Genomic DNA, 23,626 nt, shown 5'->3' with positions numbered 1-23,626 from the left:
ATGACGGCCTATCTGAAACTCGACCACATCGACAAATCCTTCGCCCGCGGCAGCCAGGTCAGCGACGTGCTGAAGGACATCCGGCTGACCATCGACAAGGGCGAATTCGTCTCGATCATCGGCCATTCCGGCTGCGGCAAGTCGACCTTGCTCAACCTGATCGCCGGCCTGACCAAGGTCTCGGCCGGCGCCGTCCTGCTCGAAGACAAGGAGGTCGACAGCCCCGGCCCGGAACGCGCCGTGGTGTTCCAGAACCACAGCCTGCTGCCATGGCTCACCGTCTACGAAAACATCAGCCTCGCGGTATCCAAGGTCTTCGGCGGCAAAAAGAGCCGGGCCGAGCGGCATGAATGGATCATGCGCAATCTCGATCTCGTGCAGATGGGGCATGCCAAGGACAAACGTCCGGCCGAGATTTCGGGCGGCATGAAGCAGCGCGTCGGCATCGCCCGGGCGCTGGCCATGGAGCCGAAGATCCTGCTGCTCGACGAGCCCTTCGGCGCACTCGACGCGCTGACCCGCGCGCATCTTCAGGACGCGGTGATGGATATCCATTCGAGGCTCGGCTCGACGACGATCATGATCACTCACGATGTCGACGAGGCGGTGCTGCTGTCCGACCGCATCGTGATGATGACCAACGGGCCGGCGGCCACCATCGGCGAGGTTCTTCCCGTGCCGCTGGCCCGGCCGCGTCGGCGCATTGAGCTTTCCTCCGACCGCACCTTCCTGCGCTGCCGCGAGGCGGTGCTGAAATTCCTCTACGAACGCCACCGCTTCGTCGAAGCCGCGGAGTAAGGCCATAATTGGAAACTCGTCATCATCATTGGCAAATCTGCATCGGCAATGGGCAATCTACCGCATTGCACAAATATTATGCTGCTGTGCAAGGCATTTTGACTAATCTTTGATCCGCTGCCGAGCTTGGTCAAAGTCGCGCGGCTGCGGTTCATATTGATTTCATTCTATAATTAAGAGCGCTGTCGAATTGGCACGCTTCCTGCTTTCCAAAATGTAGGGTCCGCAAGGGCCAAGTGACACGGCGTCCAATGGCGGGCGCCACAGGCAAAGCTGCCGCTCAGGTCCACACGCGCTCCCGAAATCCCGGACGCGAAGACCTGGCCGGCGGCTTTTTTGTTTTGACGCAATCGACACGCTGGTCCCAAGCGGCGCCAACCGGAGACGACGATGACGAAACGGATCGGAACTGGCGCGTCCCTCGCGGACTTCACGCGCCGCGATTTTCTGGCCGCCAGCGCGCTGACGGCGGCGCTGTTCACCGCCGCGCTCCTCCTCTTTCCCGCCGGCGCCAAGACTGACGACAAGGGTCTTGAAGTGACCGCGCAAAGGTCGGTTTCAACCAGTTCGCCGATGCTGCGCCGCTGACAGTCGCGAACGAACAGACAAGGGCGGTGCCTCCCACGCCGCAAACCGGAGCCAGAAAATGACCGCAAATCTCCCAGCCGCGCCCAGCCAGGACAGCGCTCCCCGGCAGGCGCTTGCCATGTCCACCATCGCCTTCACCGTCTGCTTCGCGGTGTGGACGATCTTTTCAATCATCGGCGTGCGCATAAAGCAGGAGTTGGGGCTGAACGAGACGGAGTTCGGCCTGCTCGTCGGCACGCCGATCCTCACCGGCTCGCTCGTGCGTATGGTGCTCGGTGTCTGGACCGACCGTTTTGGCGGACGGCTGGTATACACCGCGACCATGCTTGCGGCGGCGGTCGCGACCTTTCTGCTCGCTTTTGCGCACACCTACGGGCAGATGCTGGTCGCCGCATTAGGCGTTGGGCTCGCCGGCGGTTCCTTCGCCGTCGGTGTCGCCTATGTCTCGCGCTTCTTCCCGGCCGGCAAGCAGGGTACGGCGCTTGGCATTTTCGGTGTCGGCAATGTCGGCGCCGCGGTCACCAAGTTCCTGGCACCGTTCGTGCTTCTTTCCTGGGGCTGGCAGTCGGTCGCGCTGATCTGGGCGGCAGCACTAGTCGTCATGGCCGCCGTCTTCTGGTTCACGACTGGCGACGATCCGGTCATCCGCGAGCGCCGCGCCGGCAAGGCAGCGCCCAAGAGAAGCTTCTTGCAGGAATTCGCGCCGCTCAAGAACCTGCAGGTCTGGCGCTTCGCCTTCTATTATTTCTTCGCCTTCGGTGCATTCGTGGCGCTCTCGCTGTGGCTGCCCCGCTACCTGATCGGCGTCTACGGCTTCGGGCTTGCGACCGCCGGCATGATTGGCGCGGCCTATTCAATTCCGGCAAGTATTTTCCGCGCCTATGGCGGCGTGCTTTCCGACCGGATCGGCGCCCGCACCGTGCTCTACTGCACCTTCGCTGTCAGTGCCGTCGCGACTCTCGTTCTGTCTCTCCCCTCGGCAGACTACGTCGTGCGCGGTATCAGCGGGCCGATCGCCTTCCATTTCGAGATCGGCCCGCTTGCCTTCATAGCCGTTGCCTGTGTGCTCGGCTTCTTCATGAGCCTTGGCAAGGCCGCCGTCTACAAGCACATCCCGGCTTACTATCCGCAGAGTGTCGGCGCGGTCGGCGGCGTTGTCGGCATGATTGGCGGGCTCGGCGGCTTTATCCTGCCAATCGCCTTCGGCGTGCTCAACGACCTCACCGGCGTCTGGTCGAGCTGCTTCATGCTGCTCTTCGTCATTGTCGCCACCTGCTTTGCCTGGATGCATTTTTCCATCCGGCGGATGGAGCGCACGGCGTCTGACGAAGCTTCAGGCCTTTCCTACGCGGCTGAGTGAGAGCGGAGTGGATCAGGACATGACCGAGAAACTCGTCATCATCGGCAACGGCATGGCCCCCGGGCGCATGCTGGAGCATCTCCTGGAAAAGGCGCCTGGGCGCTACCAGGTCACCATCTTCAACGCCGAGCCGCGCGTGAACTACGACCGCATCATGCTGTCGCCGGTTCTGTCGGGAGAAAAGGCCTATGAGGAGATCATCATCCATGGCGACGGTTGGTACATCAAGCACGGCATCACCCTCTACAAGGGCCACAAGATCGTCGCCATCGACCGGCAGGCAAAGACCGTCACCTCCGATCATGGCGTGACCGAGCCCTACGACAAGCTCGTCATCGCCACCGGCTCGGTGCCGTTTATCATTCCGGTGCCAGGCCATGACCTGCCGGGCGTGCTCACCTATCGCGATCTCGACGACGTCCGGGCGATGATGCTTGCCGCCCAGTCGCGGGCCAAGGCTGTCGTCATCGGCGGCGGCCTGCTCGGCCTGGAAGCGGCTGCGGGTCTGAACGCGCAGGGCATGGACGTCACCGTGCTGCACGTCATGCCGACGCTGATGGAGCGTCAGCTCGATCCGGCCGCCGGATATCTCCTGCAGCGCGCCGTCGAGCAGCGCGGCATCAAGGTCATCACCAAGGCCAACACCCAGGCGATCACCGGCAACGGCAAGGTCGAGCGGGTGGAGCTTGCCGACGGCACAGTCATCCCCGCAACGCTCGTCGTCATGGCGGTGGGCATCAGGCCGAATGCGGCGCTGGCGAAGGAAGCCGGCATTGCGGTCAATCGCGGCATCGTCGTCGACGCCGGCATGCGCAGCAACGATCCCGATATCTACGCAATCGGCGAATGCGCCGAGGTCAACGGCCAGGTCTACGGGCTGGTCGCGCCGCTCTACGAGATGGCGCGCGTCGCCGCCAGCCATCTGGCCGGCAATGAGGCGGCGGCTTTCGTCCACATGGACACGCCGACTAAGCTCAAGGTCACCGGCATCGAGCTGTTCTCTCTCGGCGACTTCGCCGAGGGCGATGACCGTCAGGAGATCGTGCTGCGCGATGCCGCGGCCGGCGTCTACAAGCGCCTCGTACTCAAGGACGACCGCATCATCGGCACTGTGCTCTATGGCGAGACGGCGGACGGCGCCTGGTTCAACGACCTCAAGAAGAAGCAGACCGACATATCCGAGATGCGCGATACGCTCATCTTCGGCCAGTCCTACCAGGGAGGCGCCCCCCTGGACCCTATGGCGGCCGTTGCAGCCTTGCCGGATGATGCGGAAATCTGCGGTTGCAACGGCGTATGCAAGGGAAAGATCACCGGCGCGATCACGGCCAGGGGCTTGACCTCGCTCGACGATGTGCGCGCCCACACCAAGGCGTCGGCCTCCTGCGGCTCCTGCACCGGGCTGGTCGAAAAGCTGATGGTGCTGACCATCGGCGACAAATACAACCCCGCGGCGGTCCAGCCGATGTGCAGCTGCACCGCGCTTGGCCATGACGAGGTCCGCCGGCTGATCAAGGCCAAGGGCCTGAAGACCATTCCCGCCGTCATGCAGGAACTGGAGTGGAAGACCTCCTGCGGCTGCGCCAAATGCCGGCCGGCGCTCAACTATTATCTCGTCTGCGACTGGCCCGACGAATACGCCGACGATTACCAGTCGCGCTTCATCAACGAGCGCGTCCACGCCAACATCCAAAAGGACGGCACCTATTCGGTAGTGCCGCGCATGTGGGGCGGCGTCACCAACGCCGCCGAATTGCGCGCCATCGCCGACGTCGTCGACAAGTTCGAGATCCCGATGGTCAAGGTCACCGGCGGCCAGCGCATTGACATGCTCGGCATCCGCAAGGAAGACCTGCCGGCGGTATGGGCCGATCTCGGTCAGGCCGGCTTCGTCTCCGGCCACGCCTATGCCAAAGGACTGCGCACGGTGAAGACCTGTGTCGGCTCGGACTGGTGCCGCTTCGGCACGCAGGATTCGACCGGCTTGGGCATCCGTATCGAAAAATTCATGTGGGGCTCGTGGACCCCGGCCAAGGTCAAGATGGCGGTGTCGGGCTGTCCGCGAAACTGTGCCGAGGCGACCTGCAAGGATGTCGGCGTGATCTGCGTCGATAGCGGCTACGAGATCCATTTCGCCGGCGCCGCCGGTCTCGACATCAAGGGCACCGAAGTGCTCGGCCTGGTCAAGACCGAGGACGAGGCGCTGGAGCATATCGTGGCGTTGACGCAGATGTATCGCGAGCAGGGTCGCTATCTTGAGCGTATCTACAAATGGGCCAAGCGCGTCGGCATAGCTGAGATCAAGCGTCAGATCATGGACGATGGCGAGAAGCGCAAAGCCTATTTCGACCGCTTCGTCTTTTCGCAGAAATTCGCCCAGGTCGACCCATGGTCGGAACGTGCTTCCGGCAAGGACAAGCATGAATTCCGGCCGATGGCTTCGGTCGGCTTTGCCCAGGCGGCGGAGTAGGCGCGTGTTCCCGAAAAGTGGAATGCGGTTTTCGGACAAGAACACGCGCAAAAGAGGAATGGCCAGATGAATTGGGTATCGATCGGCACGCTCTCGGACATTCCGCGTCGCGGCGCGCGCTGCGTCGCCACGCCGGAAGGAAAGATCGCCGTCTTTCGCACGGCCGACGATCAGGTCTTTGCCATCGACGACCATTGCCCGCACAAAGGTGGGCCGCTCAGCCAGGGCATCGTCCATGGCACGGCGGTGACCTGTCCCTTGCACAATTGGGTGATCTCGCTGGAGACAGGCAAGGCGCTCGGCGCGGACGAGGGCGCGGTGCGCACCATTGCGGTGCGGATCGACGGCGAGCGGCTGTTCATTGCGCTGGAAGCGCTGGCCAGCCGCGCGGCGTGAACCATGCAGATTGATGAAGCGCGCGAGGTGAGGACCACCTGCCCCTATTGCGGGGTGGGTTGCGGCGTGCTGGCGAAGGTCGCCGCGGACGGTGAAATAACCGTTCGCGGCGACCCGGACCACCCGGCGAATTTCGGCCGGCTCTGCTCCAAAGGCTCGGCGCTGGCTGAGACCATCGATCTCGACGGCAGGTTGCTATACCCGGAGATCCACGGTCGCCGCACCGACTGGGACGAAGCGCTCGACCTTGTCGCTTCGACCTTCTCGCAAACCATTGCCGAACACGGCCCTGGTTCGGTCGCCTTTTATGTTTCCGGCCAGTTGCTGACCGAGGACTATTACGTCGCCAACAAGCTGATGAAAGGCTTTATCGGCTCGGCCAATATCGACACCAATTCGCGCCTGTGCATGGCCTCGTCGGTCGCCGGCCACCGCCGCGCCTTTGGCTCGGACACCGTTCCGGGAAATTACGAGGATCTGGAACTTGCCGACCTGATCGTGCTGGTCGGCTCCAATCTCGCCTGGTGCCATCCGGTACTCTACCAGCGCATAGCCGCCGCCCGGGAAAAGCGGCCCGAGATGAAGGTGGTGCTGATCGACCCTCGCCGCACCATGACCTCAGATATCGCCGACATGCATCTGGCGATCGCGCCCGATGGCGACGTCGCTTTGTTCACCGGGCTGCTCGCCTATCTCGGCCAGCACAACGCGCTGGACCGCACCTATATCACGTCGCACACGACCGGCTTCGGGCAAGCGCTTTTCGCCGCCTCGGCGCTCGATCTTGCCGGCATCGCGGCTGCCACGGGTCTCAGTGAGGACGAACTGGCCCGCTTCTACAGCCTGTTTGCCGCGACGGCGAAGACGGTGACCGTCTACAGCCAAGGCGTGAACCAGTCGTCTGCGGGCACCGACAAGGTCAACGCCATCATCAACTGCCATCTGGCCACCGGCCGCATAGGCAAGCCCGGCGCCGGGCCGTTCTCGGTGACCGGCCAGCCCAACGCCATGGGCGGCCGTGAGGTCGGCGGCATGGCCAACATGCTGGCCGCCCACATGGAGATCGAAAACCCCGAGCACCGCGAACGCGTGCAGCGCTTCTGGAATGCCCCAACCGCCGCCGAAAAACCCGGCCTGAAAGCGGTCGAGATGTTCCAAGCGGTGGCCGACGGACGCATCAAGGCGCTGTGGATCATGGCCACCAACCCCGTCGATTCGATGCCGGACGCCGATGCCGTCGAGGCGGCGATCAAGGCCTGCCCGTTTGTTGTGGTGTCGGACGTGCTGGCCAAGACCGACACGGTCCGCCACGCCCATGTCCGGCTGCCGGCCACCGCATGGGGCGAAAAGGATGGCACCGTCACCAATTCGGAGCGCCGCATCTCGCGCCAGCGAGCCTTTTTGGCCACGCCCGGTGAGGCAAGGCCAGATTGGTGGATCATCGCTGAAGTCGCCAAGCGGATGGGCTTCGGCGAGGCTTTTTCGCATGTGTCGCCGGCCGACATCTTCGCCGAGCATGCCGCGCTGTCGGGCTTCGAGAATGACGGCGCGCGCGATTTTGATATAGGCGCGTATGGCGATATCGGTGCAGAGGCCTATGAGGATCTTCTGCCGTTCCAATGGCCAGCGCCGGCCTCACCCTCCCCCTTGAGGGGAGGGTCGGCACGCGCGTTGAGCAAAGCGAAACAAGCGGGACGGGGTGGGGTCGGTGGTGAAGTCTCGACCTCTCCGGGTCGCCCCACCGAGGTGGAGGCCGTCGCAGATGACCCCCTCTGGCCTGCCGGCCATCTCCCCCTCAAGGGGGGAGATCAGCCTGCTGCTCGGCTATCGCCAGTCTCCCAGGTTGATGAGTGGGCGCAGCCGGCAAAACTGCCAATCTCCCCCCTTGAGGGGGAGGTGGCCGCCAGGCCAGAGGGGCGCGCGCGGCGCCAGCCGGAGGACAAAAGCACCCGCTTCTTCGCCAACGGCAATTTCTACACACCCGACGGCAAGGCACGCTTCATTGCCATTCGCCCAGCCGCACAAACCCGCACCAGCCCGGACTTCCCGCTGGTGCTCAACACCGGGCGCGTGCGCGACCATTGGCACACCATGACGCGGACCGGCAAGAGCCCGCGCTTGTCGCAGCACATGGCCGAACCGTTCGTCGAAATCCACCCGTCGGATGCGCAGCACTTCGGCATCGGCGATGCCGAGATCGTCCGCGTCTCGACTGCCCATGGCGAGGTGCTGGTCCGCGCCCTGGTGACGGTGCGCCAACGCCAAGGCTCTGTATTCGTTCCGATGCACTGGACCGATCAGTTCTCCGGCCGCGCGCGCGTCGATGCACTGGTCGCGCCGACGACCGATGCGATTTCAGGCCAACCGGCCTCGAAGAATGTTGCCGCCCGCATCGAGCGGTTCGCCGCCACAGCCTTCGGCTTCGCCGTGCTTGCCGAACGGCCCGCATCGATCGACGCCGATTACTGGAGCCTCGCCCGCGGCCCCGCCGGCTGGCGGCTTGAAATTGCGCTGCAGGACAGCCGCGACTGGACCGGGTTTGCCGCCGCGCTATTAGGCATGGAAGGCGAGACGCTCGCCTATCACGACATCGCCGGCGGGCACCATCGCTTCGCCCGTTTCGCAGGCAATAGGCTGGTCGGCGCGCTCTATCTTGCGCCAACCCCGGTGGCGGTGTCGCGCGGCTGGGCAGTCGAACAACTTGGCGCTGACCATGCCAATCGGCAGGCGCGGCTGGCGATTGTCGCCGGGCGGCCGGGCGGCAACAGCGTCGACCGCGGTGCCATCGTCTGCGCCTGTTTCGGGGTTGGTGCCAACCAGATCGCGGAAGCGGTACGCGGCGGCTGTACCAGCGTCGCGGCAATCGGCGCCGCCCTTCACGCCGGCACCAATTGCGGCTCTTGCCGCGCCGAGATCAAGACCATTATCGACGGGCGGCGTCTGCAAGCTGCGGAGTGAATGCACCGAGAAACTCTGCCGTGCCGCTGCATGATGCTTACTAGCAATTTACAAACCATGGGCTACCAACGTTCTGACTTCGATTCGCTCGGAACGGGAGCCTCATGAGCAAAGCCCTGACCTCATTCGCGCTTGCCGCCGCGCTGGCGGCCTTGCTGATGGCGCTCTGCCTGATGGTGGCCAGGCATGGCTATCCCTATGGCGCGATCGGCGCCAAGCGCTTGAGCGACATCGCCGATGCGGGGACGTTCATTCCGCTCGCGGCGATGTATTTTTTTAGCGCACTGCTGATGATGGTTCTGCCGATCAGGCTCGCTGGCATCGTCCTGACACATGCCGCCGATGCGATCTTCTGGACGGTCATCTTGTTGTTTGCGGTCATCGTTGGATGTCTCGCCGCGAGATTTGCTTTCGGTCAGCGCGATGTGCTCCCGGCACTGCTGAACTGGCGGTTCCTGTTTGTCGCAGCCGTCGTCGGATGCCATCTCTTCATCAACGAGCTGCGCCGGAACATCCTGTTGCGAAGCCTGTTCTTCGTCGTCTTCGCCGCAGCGACACTGGCCTGCCTGTTTTGGTCCTTCACCATCTGAGCATGTGCGACCCGTCGGGCAGACGGCCTAATTCTTGTCGACCGGCTTCGAACGCATTCGCGAAACGGTCTCACGCTCGGCCCGCTTCGAACGCATCGGCGGCAGGCCGCGGTCGACCAGGTCCATGTCTTCCAGCACCATGTCGCCCATCCGCTTGAAAGCGATGTCGAGCGCACCGGCCCGGTGGGCGGAGCGCAGGAACCCCGGCAATGTGCGGACCGGGTGATCCTGGCCAAGCGGCTCCTCAGGAAAAACATCGCTGGCGGCGACGATATGGCCGCTGCGGACGATGTCCATCAGCGCCGGGAAATCGACCACGCCGGCTCGGCTGAGCAGGATGAAAGCGGCTCCCTTGCGCATCCTGGCAAACGCCTCGGCGCCGAGGAAGCCCTGGTTTTCGCTAGTCACGGAAGCGACGACGAAGACGAAATCGCTGTTCGACAGAACGTCGTCGAGAGAGGCGGGCTCGACGCCGTTTTCGATCAGGATCGACGGCGGCAGCCACGGGTCGAAGACTTTTGTCCGCGTGCGAAAGCCTGACAGCAGCCGGTTGAGCGCACGGCCAAGATCGCCGAAGCCGATAATGCCGACATCCGCGCCGGAAAGAAGCCGTGCCGTCCGGTTGCCGTCGCCGCCCCACAGCTCCTTGCCCTGACGAAAGGCGAGATCGGCGTCGACGATGCCGCGGGCGAGGTTGAGCGCCATGGCAAGGCCGAGCTCGGCCACCGGTTCGGCAAACACCAGCCCGGTGGTGACGACATGGATGCCGCGCGAAAACAGCGTCTCGTAGGGCATGTTGTTGATGAGGTTGCTCTCGACATTGAAGATGCAGCGCAGCGCCTTCATTCTTTCCAGCGTCTCCGGCGTGATAGGTGGCTGGCCGACGATATAGCGCGCCTCGGCAAGGATATCGGCCGGCAGCGCCGCCACCGCTTCGGGCGATATTTCGACGATGCGGTATTTCGATCGAAATTTCGCCAGCGCAGCCGGCGTGAAGATCAGGTCGAGCGTGCGCGGTTCGGGTGCGCTGATCACCAGCGGCAAGGCGCTGTTGGACATGATGCTTTCCTCCCGTGCGATCCGCGTCGCACCACACTGGAATCGTCTTTCCCGCCCCGACACCTATCACATGCCTGTCGAGGAGGAGAAGTTTGCCTGGCTTCGGCCTTGCGGTGCGGCGGTCGGTGGTCCAGATAGACGGCGATCGAAGGACGACAAGGAAGACAGCGACATGATCCCGTTTCGAAAGAACCTCATCGATGGAGAGTGGGTAGGCGATGCCGGCTCCCGTAACATCAACCCGTCCAATCTCGACGACGTGGTCGGCGAATATGCATCGGGAGGCGCCGAGCACGCCCGGCAGGCCATCGCGGCGGCGAAGGCGGCATTTCCGGCGTGGTCCCGATCGGGCCTGCTGGCCCGCCATGCGGTGCTGAGGAAGGCGTCGGACGAGATCACCGCGCGGAAAGATGAAATCGGCCGGGCGTTGGCGCGCGAGGAAGGCAAGACGCTGGTCGAGGGCATCGGCGAGACTGTCCGCGCCGCCCAGATATTCGACTTCTTCGCCGGCGAGACGCTGCGCCTGTCGGGCGAGCTGGTGCCGAGCGTGCGGCCCGGCGTCGGCGTCGAGATCACCCGTGAAGCGGTCGGCGTCGTCGGCATCATCACGCCGTGGAATTTTCCGATCGCCATTCCGGCTTGGAAAATCGCTCCGGCGCTGGCCTACGGCAACACCATCGTCTTCAAGCCGGCGGAACTCGTTCCGGAGAGCGCCTGGACCATTGTCGACATCCTGCACCGCGCCGGGCTGCCCAAGGGTGTGCTCAACCTGGTGATGGGCAAAGGTTCGGTGGTCGGCCAGGCGATGCTCGACAGTCCTGACCTCAACGCCATCACCTTCACCGGCTCGGTCGGCACCGGCAAGCGCGTCGCCGCCGCCAGCGTCGAGCACATGCGCAAGTTCCAGCTCGAAATGGGCGGCAAGAACCCGCTTGTGGTGCTCGACGATGCCGACCTTGCCGTCGCCGTCGACTGCGCCATCAACGGTGCCTACTTCTCGACCGGCCAGCGCTGCACGGCGTCGTCCCGCCTGGTGGTGACGGACGGCATCCACGACCGCTTCGTCGAGGCGCTCAAGGACCGCATGGCCAAGTTGGTCGTCGGCGACGCTCTCGATGCCAAGACGCAGATCGGGCCGGTTGTCGACCAGAGCCAGCTCAAACAGGACGAGGACTATATCGCCATCGGACGTCAGGAAGGTGCCGATCTCGCCTTCGGCGGCGAGCGGCTCGATCGCGAAACCCGCGGCTTCTATTTGCAGCCTGCGCTGTTCACCGAAACCACCAACGCCATGCGCATCTCGCGCGAGGAGATTTTCGGCCCGGTCGCCAACGTCATCCGCGTCAAGGATTATGACGAGGCGCTGGCGGTGGCCAACGACACGCCGTTCGGGCTGACGTCCGGCATCTGCACCTCGAGCCTCAAGCATGCCACGCACTTCAAGCGCAATTCGGAAGCCGGCATGGTCATGGTCAATCTGCCGACGGCCGGCGTCGACTTCCACGTGCCTTTCGGCGGGCGCAAGGGATCGAGCTACGGCCCGCGCGAGCAGGGCCGCTATGCCGCAGAGTTCTACACCACGGTGAAGACCGCTTACACGTTTGCCGGCTAAGAAAAGGCGGCAGACCAGCCAGGCAGCGAGCAAGTCGATGGCATCTGAGAATACGGACCTGACCTGGCTCAATCCGCCGCCGCACCACGCCTTCGGCAACAATACGGTGCATGTACGGACCGGTGAGGAGACCGACTTCTGGCGCGAGACGTTCTACGGCTTCTGGCGCGACAATGGCCATTTCCTCTATCGTGAGGTCGAGGGCGATTTCAGCGCCGAAGTCACCGTCAAGGGGCACTATGAGGTGCTTTACGATCAGGCCGGGCTTATGGTCCGCCTGAGCGAGACGCACTGGATCAAGGCCGGCATCGAATACACCGACGGGCTGATGTATTTTTCCGTCGTCGTCACCAACGATGCCTCCGACTGGTCGCTGGCCAGCATTCCGGCCGATCCGGACGGGGTCAGGATCCGCATGACCCGCCATGCCGAGACGATCCGCGTCCAGTATCGCGACCCATCTGACAAGCACTGGAAACCGGTGCGGCTTGCCTATTTCCCCCCGTCGAAAACGGTCGATGTCGGCATGATGTGCTGTTCGCCGCAGCGCGAGGGCTTCGAAGTGACATTCAGCGACTTTTCGATCGGCCCGCCGATCTCGCGGGAGCTTCACGACTGAGGCGCCGCGATCCGGTCGGGCGGTTTGCGTCCGGCCCCGCCTCAGTAGGTCGCCCGGCCGCCGGAGACGTCGAAGACGGCCGCCGTTGTGAACGAGCATTCCTCGGACGCGATCCAGCAGATCAGCGCCGCCACCTCCTCGACCTCGCCGAACCGCGCCATCGGTATTTTGGACAGCATGAAGTCGATGTGTTGCTGGCTCATCTGCTGGAAGATCGCGGTGCGCACGGCCGCCGGCGTGACGCAGTTCACCGTTACTTTGGTCTTGGCCAGTTCCTTGCCGAGCGATTTGGTCATGCCGATCACCGCCGCCTTGGAGGTGCTGTAGGCCGAGGCGTTCGGGTTACCTTCCTTGCCGGCAATCGAGGCGATGTTGATGATCCTGCCGTAATTGCGTTCGAGCATATGCGGGACCAGCGCCTTGTTGCAGAAGAAGACGCCGTTGATGTTGATGTCGGTGACCCGGCGCCAATCCTCCACCGAATACTCCCAGGTCGTCATGTTCGGCCCGGTGATGGCAGCACTGGTGACAAGGACATCGACCGCGCCAAGCGCTTCGATCGTCTCTCCGGCGGCGGCTTCGACCGCTATGGGGTCGGCGACGTCTAAGGTGACGCTGTGCAGGCCTGGAACAATGGCCTTGGCCTGCTCGATCTGGGCGGCATCGCGATCCCAGACCGAAACACGCCCGCCTTCGCCAGTGATCCTTTGCGCGACGGCCAGGCCGATGCCTGAGGCGCCGCCGGTGATAACAGCAGATCGTCCGGCAAATCGTCCCGCGAAACTCATCGGCATGTGGTCTTCCTCCCAATTGGCGGCGAATGTGAAGTCAACGGCGGACAAGTTCAAGCGCGGACTTGCAACCTCAGAACAGCTTATGATGGGCCAGCACCGGTCAATTGTACGGCACTGCCTTCTGGCCAAATCGTCTCGCCCGGTATGGAGAGAACGGCTGGAACGACGCGCCCGGTTGGCATCCGGGTGACAGGCGGCGCCGGATGGGTTATATTGCACTGCACAATGCGAGCGCCTGCAGGCGAGGCTCCCATCGATCCGACGAATCGGCCCACGAGCGGCCCATGAAATCGGCATTGAGCTGCAAGGACGGAAAACCGCTATCGAGATGAAGATTCCAAAATCTCTGTTGATCGATCCGGACAAGAACACGGTCTATGGCAGCTTTGCCGTTGCCGTCTCGATCTGGGCGTTTTCCTACTCGACCATTTTCGGCCAGGCCATGATCCTGGCCTACTATGCAGTCTGGCTACCGCTCATCCTGGTCGACTACCGCAAGATATTAAGGCACGCTTCCAGCGCCTGGCTTCCGCTGGCCTTTGCAACCTATGTCTGCTTCTCGGTGTTCTGGTCGGCGGCTCCCGGCACCACGGCAAGAACGGCCGTCCAATATTGCTCCCATATCGCCTGCGCCTACATTGCCGCGCGCACCGTCAGCGTCCGGACCTTGACCATAGGCGCCCTGATCGGGATTTTCGTCGTCCTGCTCTACTCGCTCAAGGTCGCGAGCTATTCCTACGACGTTCTCGATGGGACGTATAATTTCGTCGGCGCGTTCAGCTCCAAGAACCAGATCGGCTTTGTCGCATCGCTTGGCATCTATTTCTGCGTTGTCTACCTGGCCTTTCTCAGGCGCGGCCGGATAAGCTGTTTGTTGATCGTACCGATTGTCCTTCTATCGGGCTATCTGCTGGTGGTGTCGCATTCCGCCACTTCGATGGCATCTACCCCCGCGGTTCTCGCTCTGGTCGCCCTGCTTTCCATCGGCAAGCTGCTTTCGCTCCGCCATCGCCGGGTAATTTTCATAATCGGTGCGGGCGGGCTGGTCGCCTGCACCGTGATTGCGCTGAATCTCGGGCTGATGGACTTTGTCCTTGGCCTTTTCGGCAAGGATTCGACGCTCACCGGACGAACCTACCTCTGGCAACAGGGCTGGAATGCCGCGCAGCAATCGCCCATCCTCGGCGTCGGCTACGCGGCTTATTGGGTGCAGGGCTTCTCCGAGGCCGAGCGGCTGTGGAACGAATTCTATATCGCCGCGCGAAGCGGCTTCCACTTCCACAACACCTACATCGAGACCTTGGTGGAACTCGGCTTCGTCGGCGCGACACTGCTTTCGCTGATCATCCTGCGCACGCTCTGGGGTCACGTCTCGGCGCTGATATTCAGGACATGGCAAGCCGACTCCGTGATTCTTGCCGGCGTCATGGTGCTTCTGTTCATCCGATCCTTCGTCGAGGTCGAGACCCTCAATCCCTACATCATGGGATCGTTCCTGCTGTACTACAGCTACTTCAAGCTGGTGAGGGTGCCGGCCGTCGCTCCTTCCCGGTGGAGCGCCGTGAACCATCTCGAGGAACCGGACGCCGTGCGAGGCTAGAGCGGGCGGATCCAGGCGGTTCGTTGCCCGAAGGCCGCCTTGTTTTCTGATCCATAAGATCCCAAACGCAAAAACCCCGCAGACCGCTGCCTGCGGGGTTGGTGCTTTGCTCCGGTGGAAAGAAGCTACTGGATGGCCATGGGCGCCGGTTTGACCTTGATCACGTCCCCTGGCAGCACCGGCGTGTCTTCATCGGCGGTGATTTCGCTGGTCTTGCCGTCGACCACCCGCACCAGGGAAAATGACAAGGCCGCTGGTTCGTTGTTGCCGTAGAATTGCGGCATGGGGCTGCCCGACAAGGCTTCGGACATCAAGGCCTTTTCCATATTCAGCTTCAGCGTCGCCTCGTTGAGATCGGCTTCCGTCTGTTGCCGGTCGGTCGCGAGGCTGGAGTTCTGGGTGTTCTCGAGATCGATGGCGTCCTGGGTGGCCTTGCTGATCGACTGCTTGGCCGTGAGAATCGCCGTTTCGTAATCCAGGATCTGGCCCTCGAGGTCGGCGATGGTTTGCTGCGAGTTCAAAACCCGCGTGTTGACGACCAGGCCCTTTTGCGCCAGCGAGCCGATGCCGTTGAGCTGCTCCTTCGCCAGATCAACCTGCTTCTGCTGGTTGACGATCTTTTTCTGCAGCGAATCGATCTCGCTCTGCAGCAGCGCCTTCAAATCGTCGAGCGCCTGCAAGCGCAGCTTGAGTTTCTTCTGGTCGGCCGCCAGGATCGCCGTCTCATCGGCAACGATGCTGGGCAGCTTCGGATCGTCGGCCACCTCTTTCGGCACCGCGAATGTCGGCTTGTCCGCCAGTTCCGCTTCGATGCGGGCGCGCTTGACGGTCAGCCTGACCAATTGGTCTTGTAGTACGTCGAAATTGCCCTTGGCATTGATCAGGTCGCGGTCGTAGCGCTGTCCGCTCTCCGGGTTCCGCCGGGCTCCGCCGGCAATGCTCATCGCTTTCAGCACGGACAACCCAGGCACACAAGGATACTGGCCGGGCGATTGCACCTCGCCGGAGATGTAGAATGGCCGGTACTGCGCCATTTCGACGGAAGCCTCCGGCTTGTCGGCCAGAGCGAGCTTGCGCTGCAGCGCCTCGCCGAGCGATGCGGCGATCTCCGAAGTCGTCTTGCCGGATGCGGGCATCTCGCCGACGAAGGGAACCGACAAGGTTCCAGCGGGGCCGACCGTGTATTCTCCATTGATGGCCGACCAGTCACGAAACGTGCCTTCGACGGTCTGCCATTCCGCCACGCGGATGGTCAGCTTGTCCTGTGCTCCAAGCCGATAGTCGTCGGCGAAGGCAAACTGTGGCAAGGCTAGCGACAGGGTCAGGCCGGTCGCCATTGTAAGGCAAGTCGTCAAAAGCCGTACTCGCCGCATGCGTCTGGAGAGAATGCCGGTGCAAAAGATATCGATTATATCTGCTTTCAACTGAGCGTTTCCGATCTGGTTTGCCCCGCCCGATGAGCTGCCGATGCCTGAGTTAGGGGCCTGAGTTCCGGGCCCGAATTCTGGACAGCCGCTCCTCGATGCACGGCCAGCAAGCGGCCGTCAGTAGCAGCCTCGCGACATCCAGACCGCAGGTACGGTCTTGATGATGATGCGAATGTCTTCGAACATCGACCAGTTCTCGACATAGTGCCTGTCGAATGCGACGCGGCTGTCATACGAAACATCGTTGCGTCCGCTGACCTGCCAGAGCCCGGTGAGGCCGGGGCGCGATTTCAGGTAATAGACGGCCGAATTGCCATATATCTCCAGCTCATCGCGCACCACGGGACGAGGCCCGACCAGGCTCATATCCCCCTGCAGGATGTTGATGATCTGCGGCAACTCATCGAGGCTGAGCTTCCTCAGCACCGCTCCGACGCGCGTGATCCGCGGGTCGTTCTTCAACTTGCGGGTCGCTATCCATTCGGCGTTGGCCTCCGGATTCGCGGCGAGATAGGCAGCAAGCACCCGCTCGCCGTCTGCAACCATGGTGCGGAACTTGAGGCACGGAAAAATCCGTCCTCCGCGGCCGATTCGGCTGTGACCATAGAAAATCGGCCCGCCATCGGAAAACCTGACAAGCAGCGCTATCATTACGAACAGCGGGCTGAGAGCGACCAGGCCGATCAGCGAACCGACAATATCGAAGCTGCGTTTGAGCAGGCCGCCAATCGGTGGCGGAAAATCGACGCCGGCCTGCGAAAAATCCGCATCGGCCGGCTTGGCTACGTCCCTCATGCGTAAACTCCATACGTTGAACGGATGGTTTACCGCACGATACCAAAAAAATGTTGCAGCGCAACACACAATTTCTCAGACGGCTGTAATAGTCGCGTCATGAACTGACTAAATAATAAACTCGTCCTGCACAAAATTTCCCATTTATGTCGCAAAAGAGACAGATTATGGGCAATTTTGGAAAAGCTAGTCCAATTTTTGGGCTGATTTTAGGCGAATCGCTCTTTATACCCTCCTGTGGAGCTTTGCCGTCATTTAGAATTTCAAGATAATGACTGATGTTATGATAAAATACTATTCAATATTATGAATCATACTGGAGCGAGTCGATATCCGGCAATCAGTGGTGATGCCGACGTGTGCGTTGCACCATGGCGGAGTCGATCCCGAGGATTCGTTTAAAATTTATTCCGCAGCTGCCCTTGCCGCCTATTGCGCGGCTCAATAGAGTTGCAAATTGTTTCTGTCGGACTATGGACAGATTGGGCTAGGCCGGAAGCAACCGGCCAGAAGCGGGCAACCTAAATAAGCTCGCAGAGTTTAAGGGAGGTGCTCGGGGTGGGCTTGTCGACATTTTTTCCCGAGCCGGTTGATGGGCTATCGGGTATGTCACTGCCAAAGTTCATTATCGGAATGTGTTTTGCGCTGGCGATCGTGATCGTCTGGTCCTATTTAGGCGGCGCCTCGCTCGGTACGACGCTGTTTCGTGTCATCGGCTGCGCTATAGTCATCCAACTGGGTTATTTTCTGCTGGTCTTTGCCATGGTTGCCAGAAATGCCCCGACCCCGGCCGACAAAATCCGCGACGCTGAACGAAAGCTGAGTTCGAACGAAGCGGCCGAAGCCGAGAAACTCAGCGCCAGGAGAGGCCTTCACTGATTTCGGGCCTGGCCGCGGTCTGCGATGTCCATGTGACCTGTGGTTAAGCTCGCCGGTCCCCTGACGAATTGCTCGCCTCAACGACACCGGCAGTCGGCATTCCTGCTCTTTCAATTCCTTGACACTGCGGGCCTCGACGCGCTCGCTCCGCCCCGCCGCCGTCCGGTCGGCGAGGATCAGCAACTGGTTTCTGCCAGTTGAGCGCTCTGATGGAGCGTGTAGGAACGGCTCTGCCAAGCGGCGCATTTCTGGAGCCATCCCGATTGAGGCTCGCCGCCTGCCCAACCGGGCCATGACACCCAGCAAAATGAAAAACTGGACGGCGCCGATGATTTTGGCGATGCTTGCTTCGCACTTGCAGCATAGGCGTTTGGGCCGATGCATTTCAGAATGGGCGGTGGGGCATTGAGCGGACGGGGCGAGGAAATCCGCAACGACTTCTGCAATCGAGAGGCATGTTCATGACATCATTCCAGGTCTGCGTGATCATCGCCGCCCGCAATGCGGCGCGGACAATCCCGGCTGCCATTGGATCGGCATTACGCGAGCCTGAGGTTGCGGAAGTTGTCGTCGTCGACGACGCGTCTACCGACGATACCGCGAAAGTCGCCCACGCGGCCGGCGACGGCACGGGCCGCCTTTCCGTCATCCGCTTCGACGTCAATCGCGGCCCATCGTTTGCACGCAACGCCGCGATAGCCGGTTCCAGGTCGCCGTTCATCAGCATTCTGGACGCTGATGATTTCTTTTTCGAAGGCAGGTTTCACAGACTGTTCGCCAGCACCGATTGGGATTTCGCCGCAGACAACATCATGCTTGTCAGGGATGACGCGGCAACCGACGTTTCGAAAATCGTGGCTCCACCGTTCTCGCCCGAGCCGGAATTCCTCGATTTCGAGGGTTTCATCGACGCCAACATCTCCAGGCGCCGTGTGCAACGAGGGGAACTGGGGTTCCTCAAACCCGTGATCAGCCGCGCCTTCCTCGATCGGCATGGGCTGCGCTACGACGAGAAGCTGCGCCTGGGTGAAGACTATGAACTCTATGCGCGCGCGGTTGCCCTTGGCGCGCGCTTCAAGGTCATCAAATCCTGTGGCTACGGCGCGATCGTGCGCGCCGATTCGCTGAGCGGACGGCACAAGACCCAGGACTTGAAGCATCTGGCCGATGCCGACCTGGCACTGCTTGCGATCGACAGTTTGCCGGAGGCATCGAAGGCTGCGCTGAGAAGGCACGAGCGGCACATCCGCGACAAATACCGGTTGCGGAAGTTTTTAGACGTGAAGGCTGAGCGCGGGTTGGCACCGGCCGCGGCCTACGCCTTGGCCGGCTCGTCCAACCTCACAGCCGTCGTCCGCGGCGTCGCCTCCGATAAGCTGGATGCGCTGTTTCGCCGCGCCGGCCTCGCCGCGAAGCGTCAGCATGTGCCGCCGCTGCGCTTCCTCATGGCCGGAACCAGCACGGCCAACGAAAGCTAGGCACGTCAACGTGCGATGGCGGTAGCCACTCCCTTACCCTTCGGTCGGCTCGCACCATTTCAACGAGATTCATGAGTTTACGATCTAGGTGGTTGCCTATGCGCGCAGGGAATGGCAATCTATGTTGCGGTGCAGCAATTTTGGACGGCCAACCGAACTGGCCCGAGACATACCCTGTCGGAGGAGCTGGACGATGCAAGAAATGTCTTTTGAATGTGGACGGGCACTAAGGCCGTTCACCAGCTCGACGATGATGGGGCGCTGACTGCATGGCCTCGATCTTTCGCTTCCGGTCGAGAGATCCGGCGCGCGACACGCAGACCGACACCTCGCGCCTTGATCGGTTGGCAAAGCTGCTGGACCAGATCTCGGCCGAAGTCGAGGCGGAGAAGAGCGGCCTTGAGAACCGCTACAGGACAACGGCTACCAATGCCGCCTTTCTGGTTGAGGCGATGGAGAACGGAACGGTCTCCTCTCGCAGGTCTTCCGAAGTCGGCGAACTGACCAGGTCGATCCTGAATTGCGAGCGGCGCATCGCAGCGCTGTCGCGCCAGATGCAGAAGATGAAGGATCTCCGTCATTCGCTGGATGAAATCTTCGAAGAGAAGCGGCAGAACGGTCCCGACATAAGGACCGATTTTGTGAAGCCCGCCGATTCCGGCACAGGCTGAGCGAACACCCGGGTCGGCGCAATGGTTTTAGGCACAACACGGAGCTTGGGAGCGACAGAGGTCAAGATCAGGTTGTTTCGTCACGGTTCGAACGATCGCTTTGGGGGCGCACAGCACAAGGTGAGTTTGATATGAACGCAGGTCTTAAAAGCACGCCCGCCCCGGCAACCGGAGGCACCCCGTTCACGCGCCCGATCCCAGGCAAGCTGCGGCGGCTCCGTTCAGACGGTGCGTTTCTGCTGGTCGTTCTCGGCAGTCTGGTTGCGGGCCTGGTGCCCGCCGGCGCGCAGGATCTCCCAACCGCGCCGTCCTTTGTCGATGATTTCACCAGCCTCAGTCGCGCGCGCTGGTACATTTCCGACGGCTGGACGAACGGCAAGCATCAGAACTGCACCTGGTCCAAAAGCCTGATCGGGCTTTCCGACGGCATGCTGACGCTCGGTTTCGAGAAGCGCAAGCTGAAGGATCGCGAATTCGCCTGCGCCGAGATCCAGACCAAGCAGCGCTTCGGCTACGGCACCTACGAGGCGCGGATGAAGACCGACACGGGCTCTGGCGTCAACGCGGCATTCTTCAGCTTCGTCGGCGATGCCGACAAGCAGCCGCATGATGAAATCGACTTCGAGGTGCTGACCAAGGACACGTCCAAGGTCCAGGTCAATGCCTACATAGCCGGCAAAGGCAAGAACGAGAAACTGGTCGACGTCGCCGGCGGCACCGACAAGGCCTTCAACGACTACGCCTTCGTCTGGGAAAAGGACCGGCTGCGCTGGTACGTCAACGGCAAGCTTGTCCACGAGATCACCGATCCGGCGAAGCTGCCCACCCATTCGCAAAGGATCTATTTCAGCCTGTGGGGCAGCGATACGATGAAGGGGTGGATGGGGCCGTTCTCGGATCCGGGCCGCAAGCTCACCATGCAGGTGGATCGTGTTGCATTCACCGCACTTGGCCAGCCCTGCCAATTCCCCGAATCGCTGGCATGCAACACAAACTAGAAGCGCATCTGAACCGGCCGGGCCGAAGGTGGTCGGAAAACCGAAGCTCGAACAGGCCCGAAGCCTTGAACAGGGATGAAACCGAATGAATTTGACTGTCTTTGGAATCGGCTATGTCGGTCTTGTACAGGCGGCGGTGCTTGCCGAAGTCGGCCATCAGGTGGTCTGCGTCGACATCGATGCAAAAAAGGTCGAGCGGCTCAACCAGGGTCATGTCCCGATCTTCGAGCCTGGGCTCGAAAACATCGTCAAGGAGAACCATGCCGCCGGCCGCATCAAGTTCACCACCGACGCCGCCGCGGCGATCAAGCATGGCCAGATCCAGATGATCGCCGTCGGCACGCCGCCGGGCGAGGATGGTTCGGCCGACCTCAAATATGTGCTGGCCGTCGCCGAGGCCATCGGTCGTGAGATGGACGAGCCCAAGATCGTCGTCGGCAAGTCGACCGTGCCCGTCGGCACCTGCGAAAGGATAAAGGCCAGGATCGCCGCAACGCTGAAGGCGCGCGGGCGCGAGGATCTGGCTTTCGACGTCGCCTCCAATCCGGAATTCCTCAAGGAAGGGTCCGCTGTGAGCGACTGTATGAAGCCCGACCGCATCATCGTCGGCACCAGCAACGAGGACACCGAGGCGGTGATGCGCGAGCTCTACGCGCCGTTCAACCGCAACCACGAAAAGATGATCGTCATGGATGTGCGCAGTGCCGAGTTCACCAAATACGCGGCCAATTGCATGCTGGCGACCAAGATCAGCTTCATGAATGAAATGGCCAACCTGGCCGAGCAACTGGGCGCCGACATCGAGGAAGTCCGCAAGGGCATCGGCAGCGACCCGCGGATCGGCTACCACTTCATCTATCCGGGCCTCGGCTATGGCGGCTCGTGTTTCCCGAAGGATGTGCGTGCCCTGATCAAGACCGCCGAGGCCGTCAAGTTCGACGCCAAGCTGCTGCGTGCCGTCGAGGAGCGCAACAACCAGCAGAAGTCGGTCCTGTTCGAGAAGGTGGACCGCTATTTCAAGGGCAATCTCAAAGGCAAGACATTTGCGCTGTGGGGCTTGGCCTTCAAACCCAATACCGACGACATGCGCGAGGCCCCGGCCCGCACGCTGATGGAAGCGCTCTGGGCCGCCGGTGCCAATGTCCAGGCCTACGATCCCGAGGCGATGCAGGAATGCCAGGCGATCTACGGGCTGCGCGACGACCTGCAACTATGCGGCACCAAGGAGGCCGCGCTGCGAGGCGCCGATGCGCTCTTGATCGTGACCGAGTGGAAAAGCTTCAGCGCGCCGTCTTTCGATGCGCTGAAGAACGCGCTGACCACGCCCGTTATCTTCGACGGACGCAATCTCTACGACCCCAAGGTCATCGCCCGCCACGGCATCGAATACCACAGCATCGGCAGAATGGCGGCGTGACGCAAGGGCGGTCCAGCAAGGAGCCAGGTCCATGAAAGTTCTGTTTGCGGGCGGCAACGGCTACACGCCGCAGTTCAGCGGTGGCGTTCAGTCGAGCACGCATCATCTGGTCGAGCAGCTGCGCGAGCACGGTCATGACGCCTCGGTTCTGGCGGCGCTGTTCGGTGACGGCATGTTCGGCTTGAAGGCGCGCGCCAAGATGAAGCTGCTTCGCCAGCGAGCGGTCATCGACAGCTATCCCGGCTATCCGGTCGTGCGGGCATGGTTTCCCTGGGAGGCGGCGCGCTTCGCGGTCGAACGGCTCGATCCCGATGTCGCCGTCGTGCAGTGCCACAAATCGGTGCCGATCGGAAAGGCGCTGCAGGCGCTCGGAATACCGCTGGTGGTCTATCTGCGGAACGTCGAATTCCACGAATTGGCCGGCGACCTGCGCGAATTGCATTCGGCGCTTTATATCGCCAATTCCGAATTCACTGCGCGCACCTATAAGGAAAGGTTCGGCATCGACTCGACCGTGATCCCGCCGACCATCAATCCCGGGCTCTACAGCACGCCGACCACCGGTGAATTCGTCACGCTGATCAATCCTTACAACGAAAAAGGGTTCGAACTCGCCGTGCGCATCGCCGGCCAATGCCCCGAAATTCCGTTCCTGTTCGTCGAAAGCTGGAAGCTCGACGACGACCATCGGGCGCAGATCGAACGGATCATCGCGCCGCTGCGCAACGTCAGGCTGGAAAGCCGCACCAGCGACATGAAGACCGTCTATGGCCGCACCAAGATCCTGCTGGCGCCTAGCAAATGGGAAGAAGCTTGGGGGCGGGTGGCATCCGAGGCCCATTGCAGCGGCATTCCAGTCGTCGGGTCCCGTCGCGGCGGCCTGCCGGAAGCGATTGGCGCCGGCGGCGTGGTGCTCGACTATGATGCACCGCTCGACGACTGGGTCGCCGCGGTCAGGCGACTATGGAGCGACAAGGCCGAGTACGACCGTCTGTCGGCGGCGGCGCAGCTGTTTTCGGAGCGGCCACAAATGAACCCCGACAGCCAGTTCGCGACCTTCCTCCGCGTTCTCGACAACGCCAGGCAAGGCGCGCTGGAGCGTGCCGCCTGATGCATT

General features: G+C 62.1%; 20 protein-coding genes. 16 read left to right on the top strand and 4 right to left on the bottom strand.

Annotated elements, in window-relative coordinates; all coding sequences use genetic code 11:
* From NKH41_RS01370 to NKH41_RS01340, 7 genes are all read left to right on the top strand, one after another.
* A complete protein-coding gene (locus tag NKH41_RS01370; RefSeq protein ID WP_352769054.1) occupies positions 1-798 on the top strand; it encodes an ABC transporter ATP-binding protein in 798 nt (265 codons plus the stop codon).
* Positions 799-1,188: 390 nt separating this feature from the next.
* Positions 1,189-1,386, top strand: a complete 198-nt coding sequence (locus NKH41_RS01365; protein WP_352769056.1) for a twin-arginine translocation signal domain-containing protein — start codon at positions 1,189-1,191, stop codon at positions 1,384-1,386.
* Between the two features lie 58 nt (positions 1,387-1,444).
* Complete coding sequence (locus tag NKH41_RS01360; RefSeq protein WP_352448438.1) at positions 1,445-2,746, top strand: MFS transporter; 1,302 nt, start codon at positions 1,445-1,447, stop codon at positions 2,744-2,746.
* Between the two features lie 19 nt (positions 2,747-2,765).
* A complete protein-coding gene (gene nirB / locus NKH41_RS01355; protein WP_023676296.1) occupies positions 2,766-5,216 on the top strand; it encodes a nitrite reductase large subunit NirB in 2,451 nt (816 codons plus the stop codon).
* A 66-nt stretch (positions 5,217-5,282) separates the two neighbouring features.
* A complete protein-coding gene (gene nirD / locus NKH41_RS01350; protein WP_023676297.1) occupies positions 5,283-5,612 on the top strand; it encodes a nitrite reductase small subunit NirD in 330 nt (109 codons plus the stop codon).
* Positions 5,613-5,615: 3 nt separating this feature from the next.
* Entirely contained in the window at positions 5,616-8,570 is a 2,955-nt protein-coding gene (locus NKH41_RS01345; protein WP_352769059.1) for a nitrate reductase, read from the top strand.
* A gap of 104 nt (positions 8,571-8,674) precedes the next feature.
* The gene (locus tag NKH41_RS01340) at positions 8,675-9,160 is read left to right on the top strand and encodes a hypothetical protein (RefSeq protein ID WP_352454703.1); all 486 of its coding nucleotides are present in this window, start codon (positions 8,675-8,677) and stop codon (positions 9,158-9,160) included.
* A 27-nt stretch (positions 9,161-9,187) separates the two neighbouring features.
* Here the strand turns inward: NKH41_RS01340 and NKH41_RS01335 are convergent, their stop codons facing one another.
* Entirely contained in the window at positions 9,188-10,219 is a 1,032-nt protein-coding gene (locus NKH41_RS01335; protein WP_352769062.1) for a hydroxyacid dehydrogenase, read from the bottom strand.
* 175 nt (positions 10,220-10,394) lie between these two features.
* On the opposite strand from NKH41_RS01335, the gene NKH41_RS01330 reads away from it, so the two are divergent.
* Positions 10,395-11,831, top strand: coding sequence for an aldehyde dehydrogenase family protein (locus NKH41_RS01330; RefSeq protein WP_352454833.1), 1,437 nt, complete (start codon positions 10,395-10,397; stop codon positions 11,829-11,831).
* A 37-nt stretch (positions 11,832-11,868) separates the two neighbouring features.
* On the top strand, positions 11,869-12,450 hold the full coding sequence (locus NKH41_RS01325) for a DUF1349 domain-containing protein (RefSeq protein ID WP_352448444.1): 582 nt from the start codon (positions 11,869-11,871) through the stop codon (positions 12,448-12,450).
* 41 nt (positions 12,451-12,491) lie between these two features.
* On the opposite strand, the gene NKH41_RS01320 is transcribed toward NKH41_RS01325, so the two are convergent.
* Positions 12,492-13,244, bottom strand: coding sequence for an SDR family NAD(P)-dependent oxidoreductase (locus NKH41_RS01320; RefSeq protein ID WP_352448445.1), 753 nt, complete (start codon positions 13,242-13,244; stop codon positions 12,492-12,494).
* A 328-nt stretch (positions 13,245-13,572) separates the two neighbouring features.
* Here NKH41_RS01320 and NKH41_RS01315 point away from each other — a divergent pair, with 328 nt between their 5' ends.
* Positions 13,573-14,844 carry an O-antigen ligase family protein gene (locus NKH41_RS01315; RefSeq protein WP_352448446.1) on the top strand — a complete coding sequence of 424 codons (1,272 nt, stop codon included), beginning with the start codon at positions 13,573-13,575 and terminating at the stop codon, positions 14,842-14,844.
* 125 nt (positions 14,845-14,969) lie between these two features.
* Here NKH41_RS01315 and NKH41_RS01310 read toward each other — a convergent pair whose 3' ends face one another.
* Entirely contained in the window at positions 14,970-16,181 is a 1,212-nt protein-coding gene (locus NKH41_RS01310; protein ID WP_352448673.1) for a polysaccharide biosynthesis/export family protein, read from the bottom strand.
* A gap of 207 nt (positions 16,182-16,388) precedes the next feature.
* Positions 16,389-17,066, bottom strand: a complete 678-nt coding sequence (locus tag NKH41_RS01305; protein WP_352448447.1) for a sugar transferase — start codon at positions 17,064-17,066, stop codon at positions 16,389-16,391.
* Between the two features lie 558 nt (positions 17,067-17,624).
* On the opposite strand from NKH41_RS01305, the gene NKH41_RS01300 reads away from it, so the two are divergent.
* The 6 genes from NKH41_RS01300 (at position 17,625) to NKH41_RS01275 (ending at position 23,620) form a co-directional block, all read left to right on the top strand.
* Positions 17,625-17,945, top strand: coding sequence for an exopolysaccharide production repressor protein (locus tag NKH41_RS01300; protein WP_352469919.1), 321 nt, complete (start codon positions 17,625-17,627; stop codon positions 17,943-17,945).
* Between the two features lie 455 nt (positions 17,946-18,400).
* Complete coding sequence (locus tag NKH41_RS01295) at positions 18,401-19,423, top strand: glycosyltransferase family 2 protein (RefSeq protein ID WP_352769065.1); 1,023 nt, start codon at positions 18,401-18,403, stop codon at positions 19,421-19,423.
* Between the two features lie 269 nt (positions 19,424-19,692).
* Positions 19,693-20,094, top strand: a complete 402-nt coding sequence (locus NKH41_RS01290) for a hypothetical protein (protein ID WP_352469921.1) — start codon at positions 19,693-19,695, stop codon at positions 20,092-20,094.
* A 131-nt stretch (positions 20,095-20,225) separates the two neighbouring features.
* On the top strand, positions 20,226-21,092 hold the full coding sequence (gene exoK, locus NKH41_RS01285; protein ID WP_352769067.1) for an endo-1,3-1,4-beta-glycanase ExoK: 867 nt from the start codon (positions 20,226-20,228) through the stop codon (positions 21,090-21,092).
* Between the two features lie 85 nt (positions 21,093-21,177).
* Positions 21,178-22,509: a UDP-glucose dehydrogenase family protein gene (locus NKH41_RS01280; RefSeq protein WP_352469923.1), complete on the top strand. Its 1,332-nt coding sequence runs from the start codon at positions 21,178-21,180 to the stop codon at positions 22,507-22,509.
* A 31-nt stretch (positions 22,510-22,540) separates the two neighbouring features.
* Positions 22,541-23,620: a glycosyltransferase gene (locus NKH41_RS01275; protein WP_352769069.1), complete on the top strand. Its 1,080-nt coding sequence runs from the start codon at positions 22,541-22,543 to the stop codon at positions 23,618-23,620.
* Positions 23,621-23,626 lie beyond the last annotated feature (6 nt).

Source organism: Mesorhizobium sp. M1169, assembly GCF_040318345.1.
Classification (GTDB): domain Bacteria; phylum Pseudomonadota; class Alphaproteobacteria; order Rhizobiales; family Rhizobiaceae; genus Mesorhizobium.
This window is presented reverse-complemented; position numbering and strand designations above follow the sequence as displayed.

What these genes read in the sequence shown, in the direction of transcription:
- exoK (WP_352769067.1), top strand. Translation starts at nt 20,226, where the DNA reads ATGAACGCAGGTCTTAAAAGCACGCCCGCCCCGGCAACCGGAGGCACC.
- NKH41_RS01365 (WP_352769056.1), top strand. Translation starts at nt 1,189, where the DNA reads ATGACGAAACGGATCGGAACTGGCGCGTCCCTCGCGGACTTCACGCGC.
- NKH41_RS01335 (WP_352769062.1), bottom strand. Translation starts at nt 10,219, where the DNA reads ATGTCCAACAGCGCCTTGCCGCTGGTGATCAGCGCACCCGAACCGCGC.
- NKH41_RS01340 (WP_352454703.1), top strand. Translation starts at nt 8,675, where the DNA reads ATGAGCAAAGCCCTGACCTCATTCGCGCTTGCCGCCGCGCTGGCGGCC.
- nirB (WP_023676296.1), top strand. Translation starts at nt 2,766, where the DNA reads ATGACCGAGAAACTCGTCATCATCGGCAACGGCATGGCCCCCGGGCGC.
- NKH41_RS01280 (WP_352469923.1), top strand. Translation starts at nt 21,178, where the DNA reads ATGAATTTGACTGTCTTTGGAATCGGCTATGTCGGTCTTGTACAGGCG.
- NKH41_RS01360 (WP_352448438.1), top strand. Translation starts at nt 1,445, where the DNA reads ATGACCGCAAATCTCCCAGCCGCGCCCAGCCAGGACAGCGCTCCCCGG.
- NKH41_RS01310 (WP_352448673.1), bottom strand. Translation starts at nt 16,181, where the DNA reads ATGGCGACCGGCCTGACCCTGTCGCTAGCCTTGCCACAGTTTGCCTTC.
- NKH41_RS01290 (WP_352469921.1), top strand. Translation starts at nt 19,693, where the DNA reads ATGGCCTCGATCTTTCGCTTCCGGTCGAGAGATCCGGCGCGCGACACG.
- NKH41_RS01295 (WP_352769065.1), top strand. Translation starts at nt 18,401, where the DNA reads ATGTTCATGACATCATTCCAGGTCTGCGTGATCATCGCCGCCCGCAAT.
- NKH41_RS01325 (WP_352448444.1), top strand. Translation starts at nt 11,869, where the DNA reads ATGGCATCTGAGAATACGGACCTGACCTGGCTCAATCCGCCGCCGCAC.
- NKH41_RS01370 (WP_352769054.1), top strand. Translation starts at nt 1, where the DNA reads ATGACGGCCTATCTGAAACTCGACCACATCGACAAATCCTTCGCCCGC.
- NKH41_RS01315 (WP_352448446.1), top strand. Translation starts at nt 13,573, where the DNA reads ATGAAGATTCCAAAATCTCTGTTGATCGATCCGGACAAGAACACGGTC.
- NKH41_RS01320 (WP_352448445.1), bottom strand. Translation starts at nt 13,244, where the DNA reads ATGCCGATGAGTTTCGCGGGACGATTTGCCGGACGATCTGCTGTTATC.
- nirD (WP_023676297.1), top strand. Translation starts at nt 5,283, where the DNA reads ATGAATTGGGTATCGATCGGCACGCTCTCGGACATTCCGCGTCGCGGC.
- NKH41_RS01275 (WP_352769069.1), top strand. Translation starts at nt 22,541, where the DNA reads ATGAAAGTTCTGTTTGCGGGCGGCAACGGCTACACGCCGCAGTTCAGC.
- NKH41_RS01345 (WP_352769059.1), top strand. Translation starts at nt 5,616, where the DNA reads ATGCAGATTGATGAAGCGCGCGAGGTGAGGACCACCTGCCCCTATTGC.
- NKH41_RS01305 (WP_352448447.1), bottom strand. Translation starts at nt 17,066, where the DNA reads ATGAGGGACGTAGCCAAGCCGGCCGATGCGGATTTTTCGCAGGCCGGC.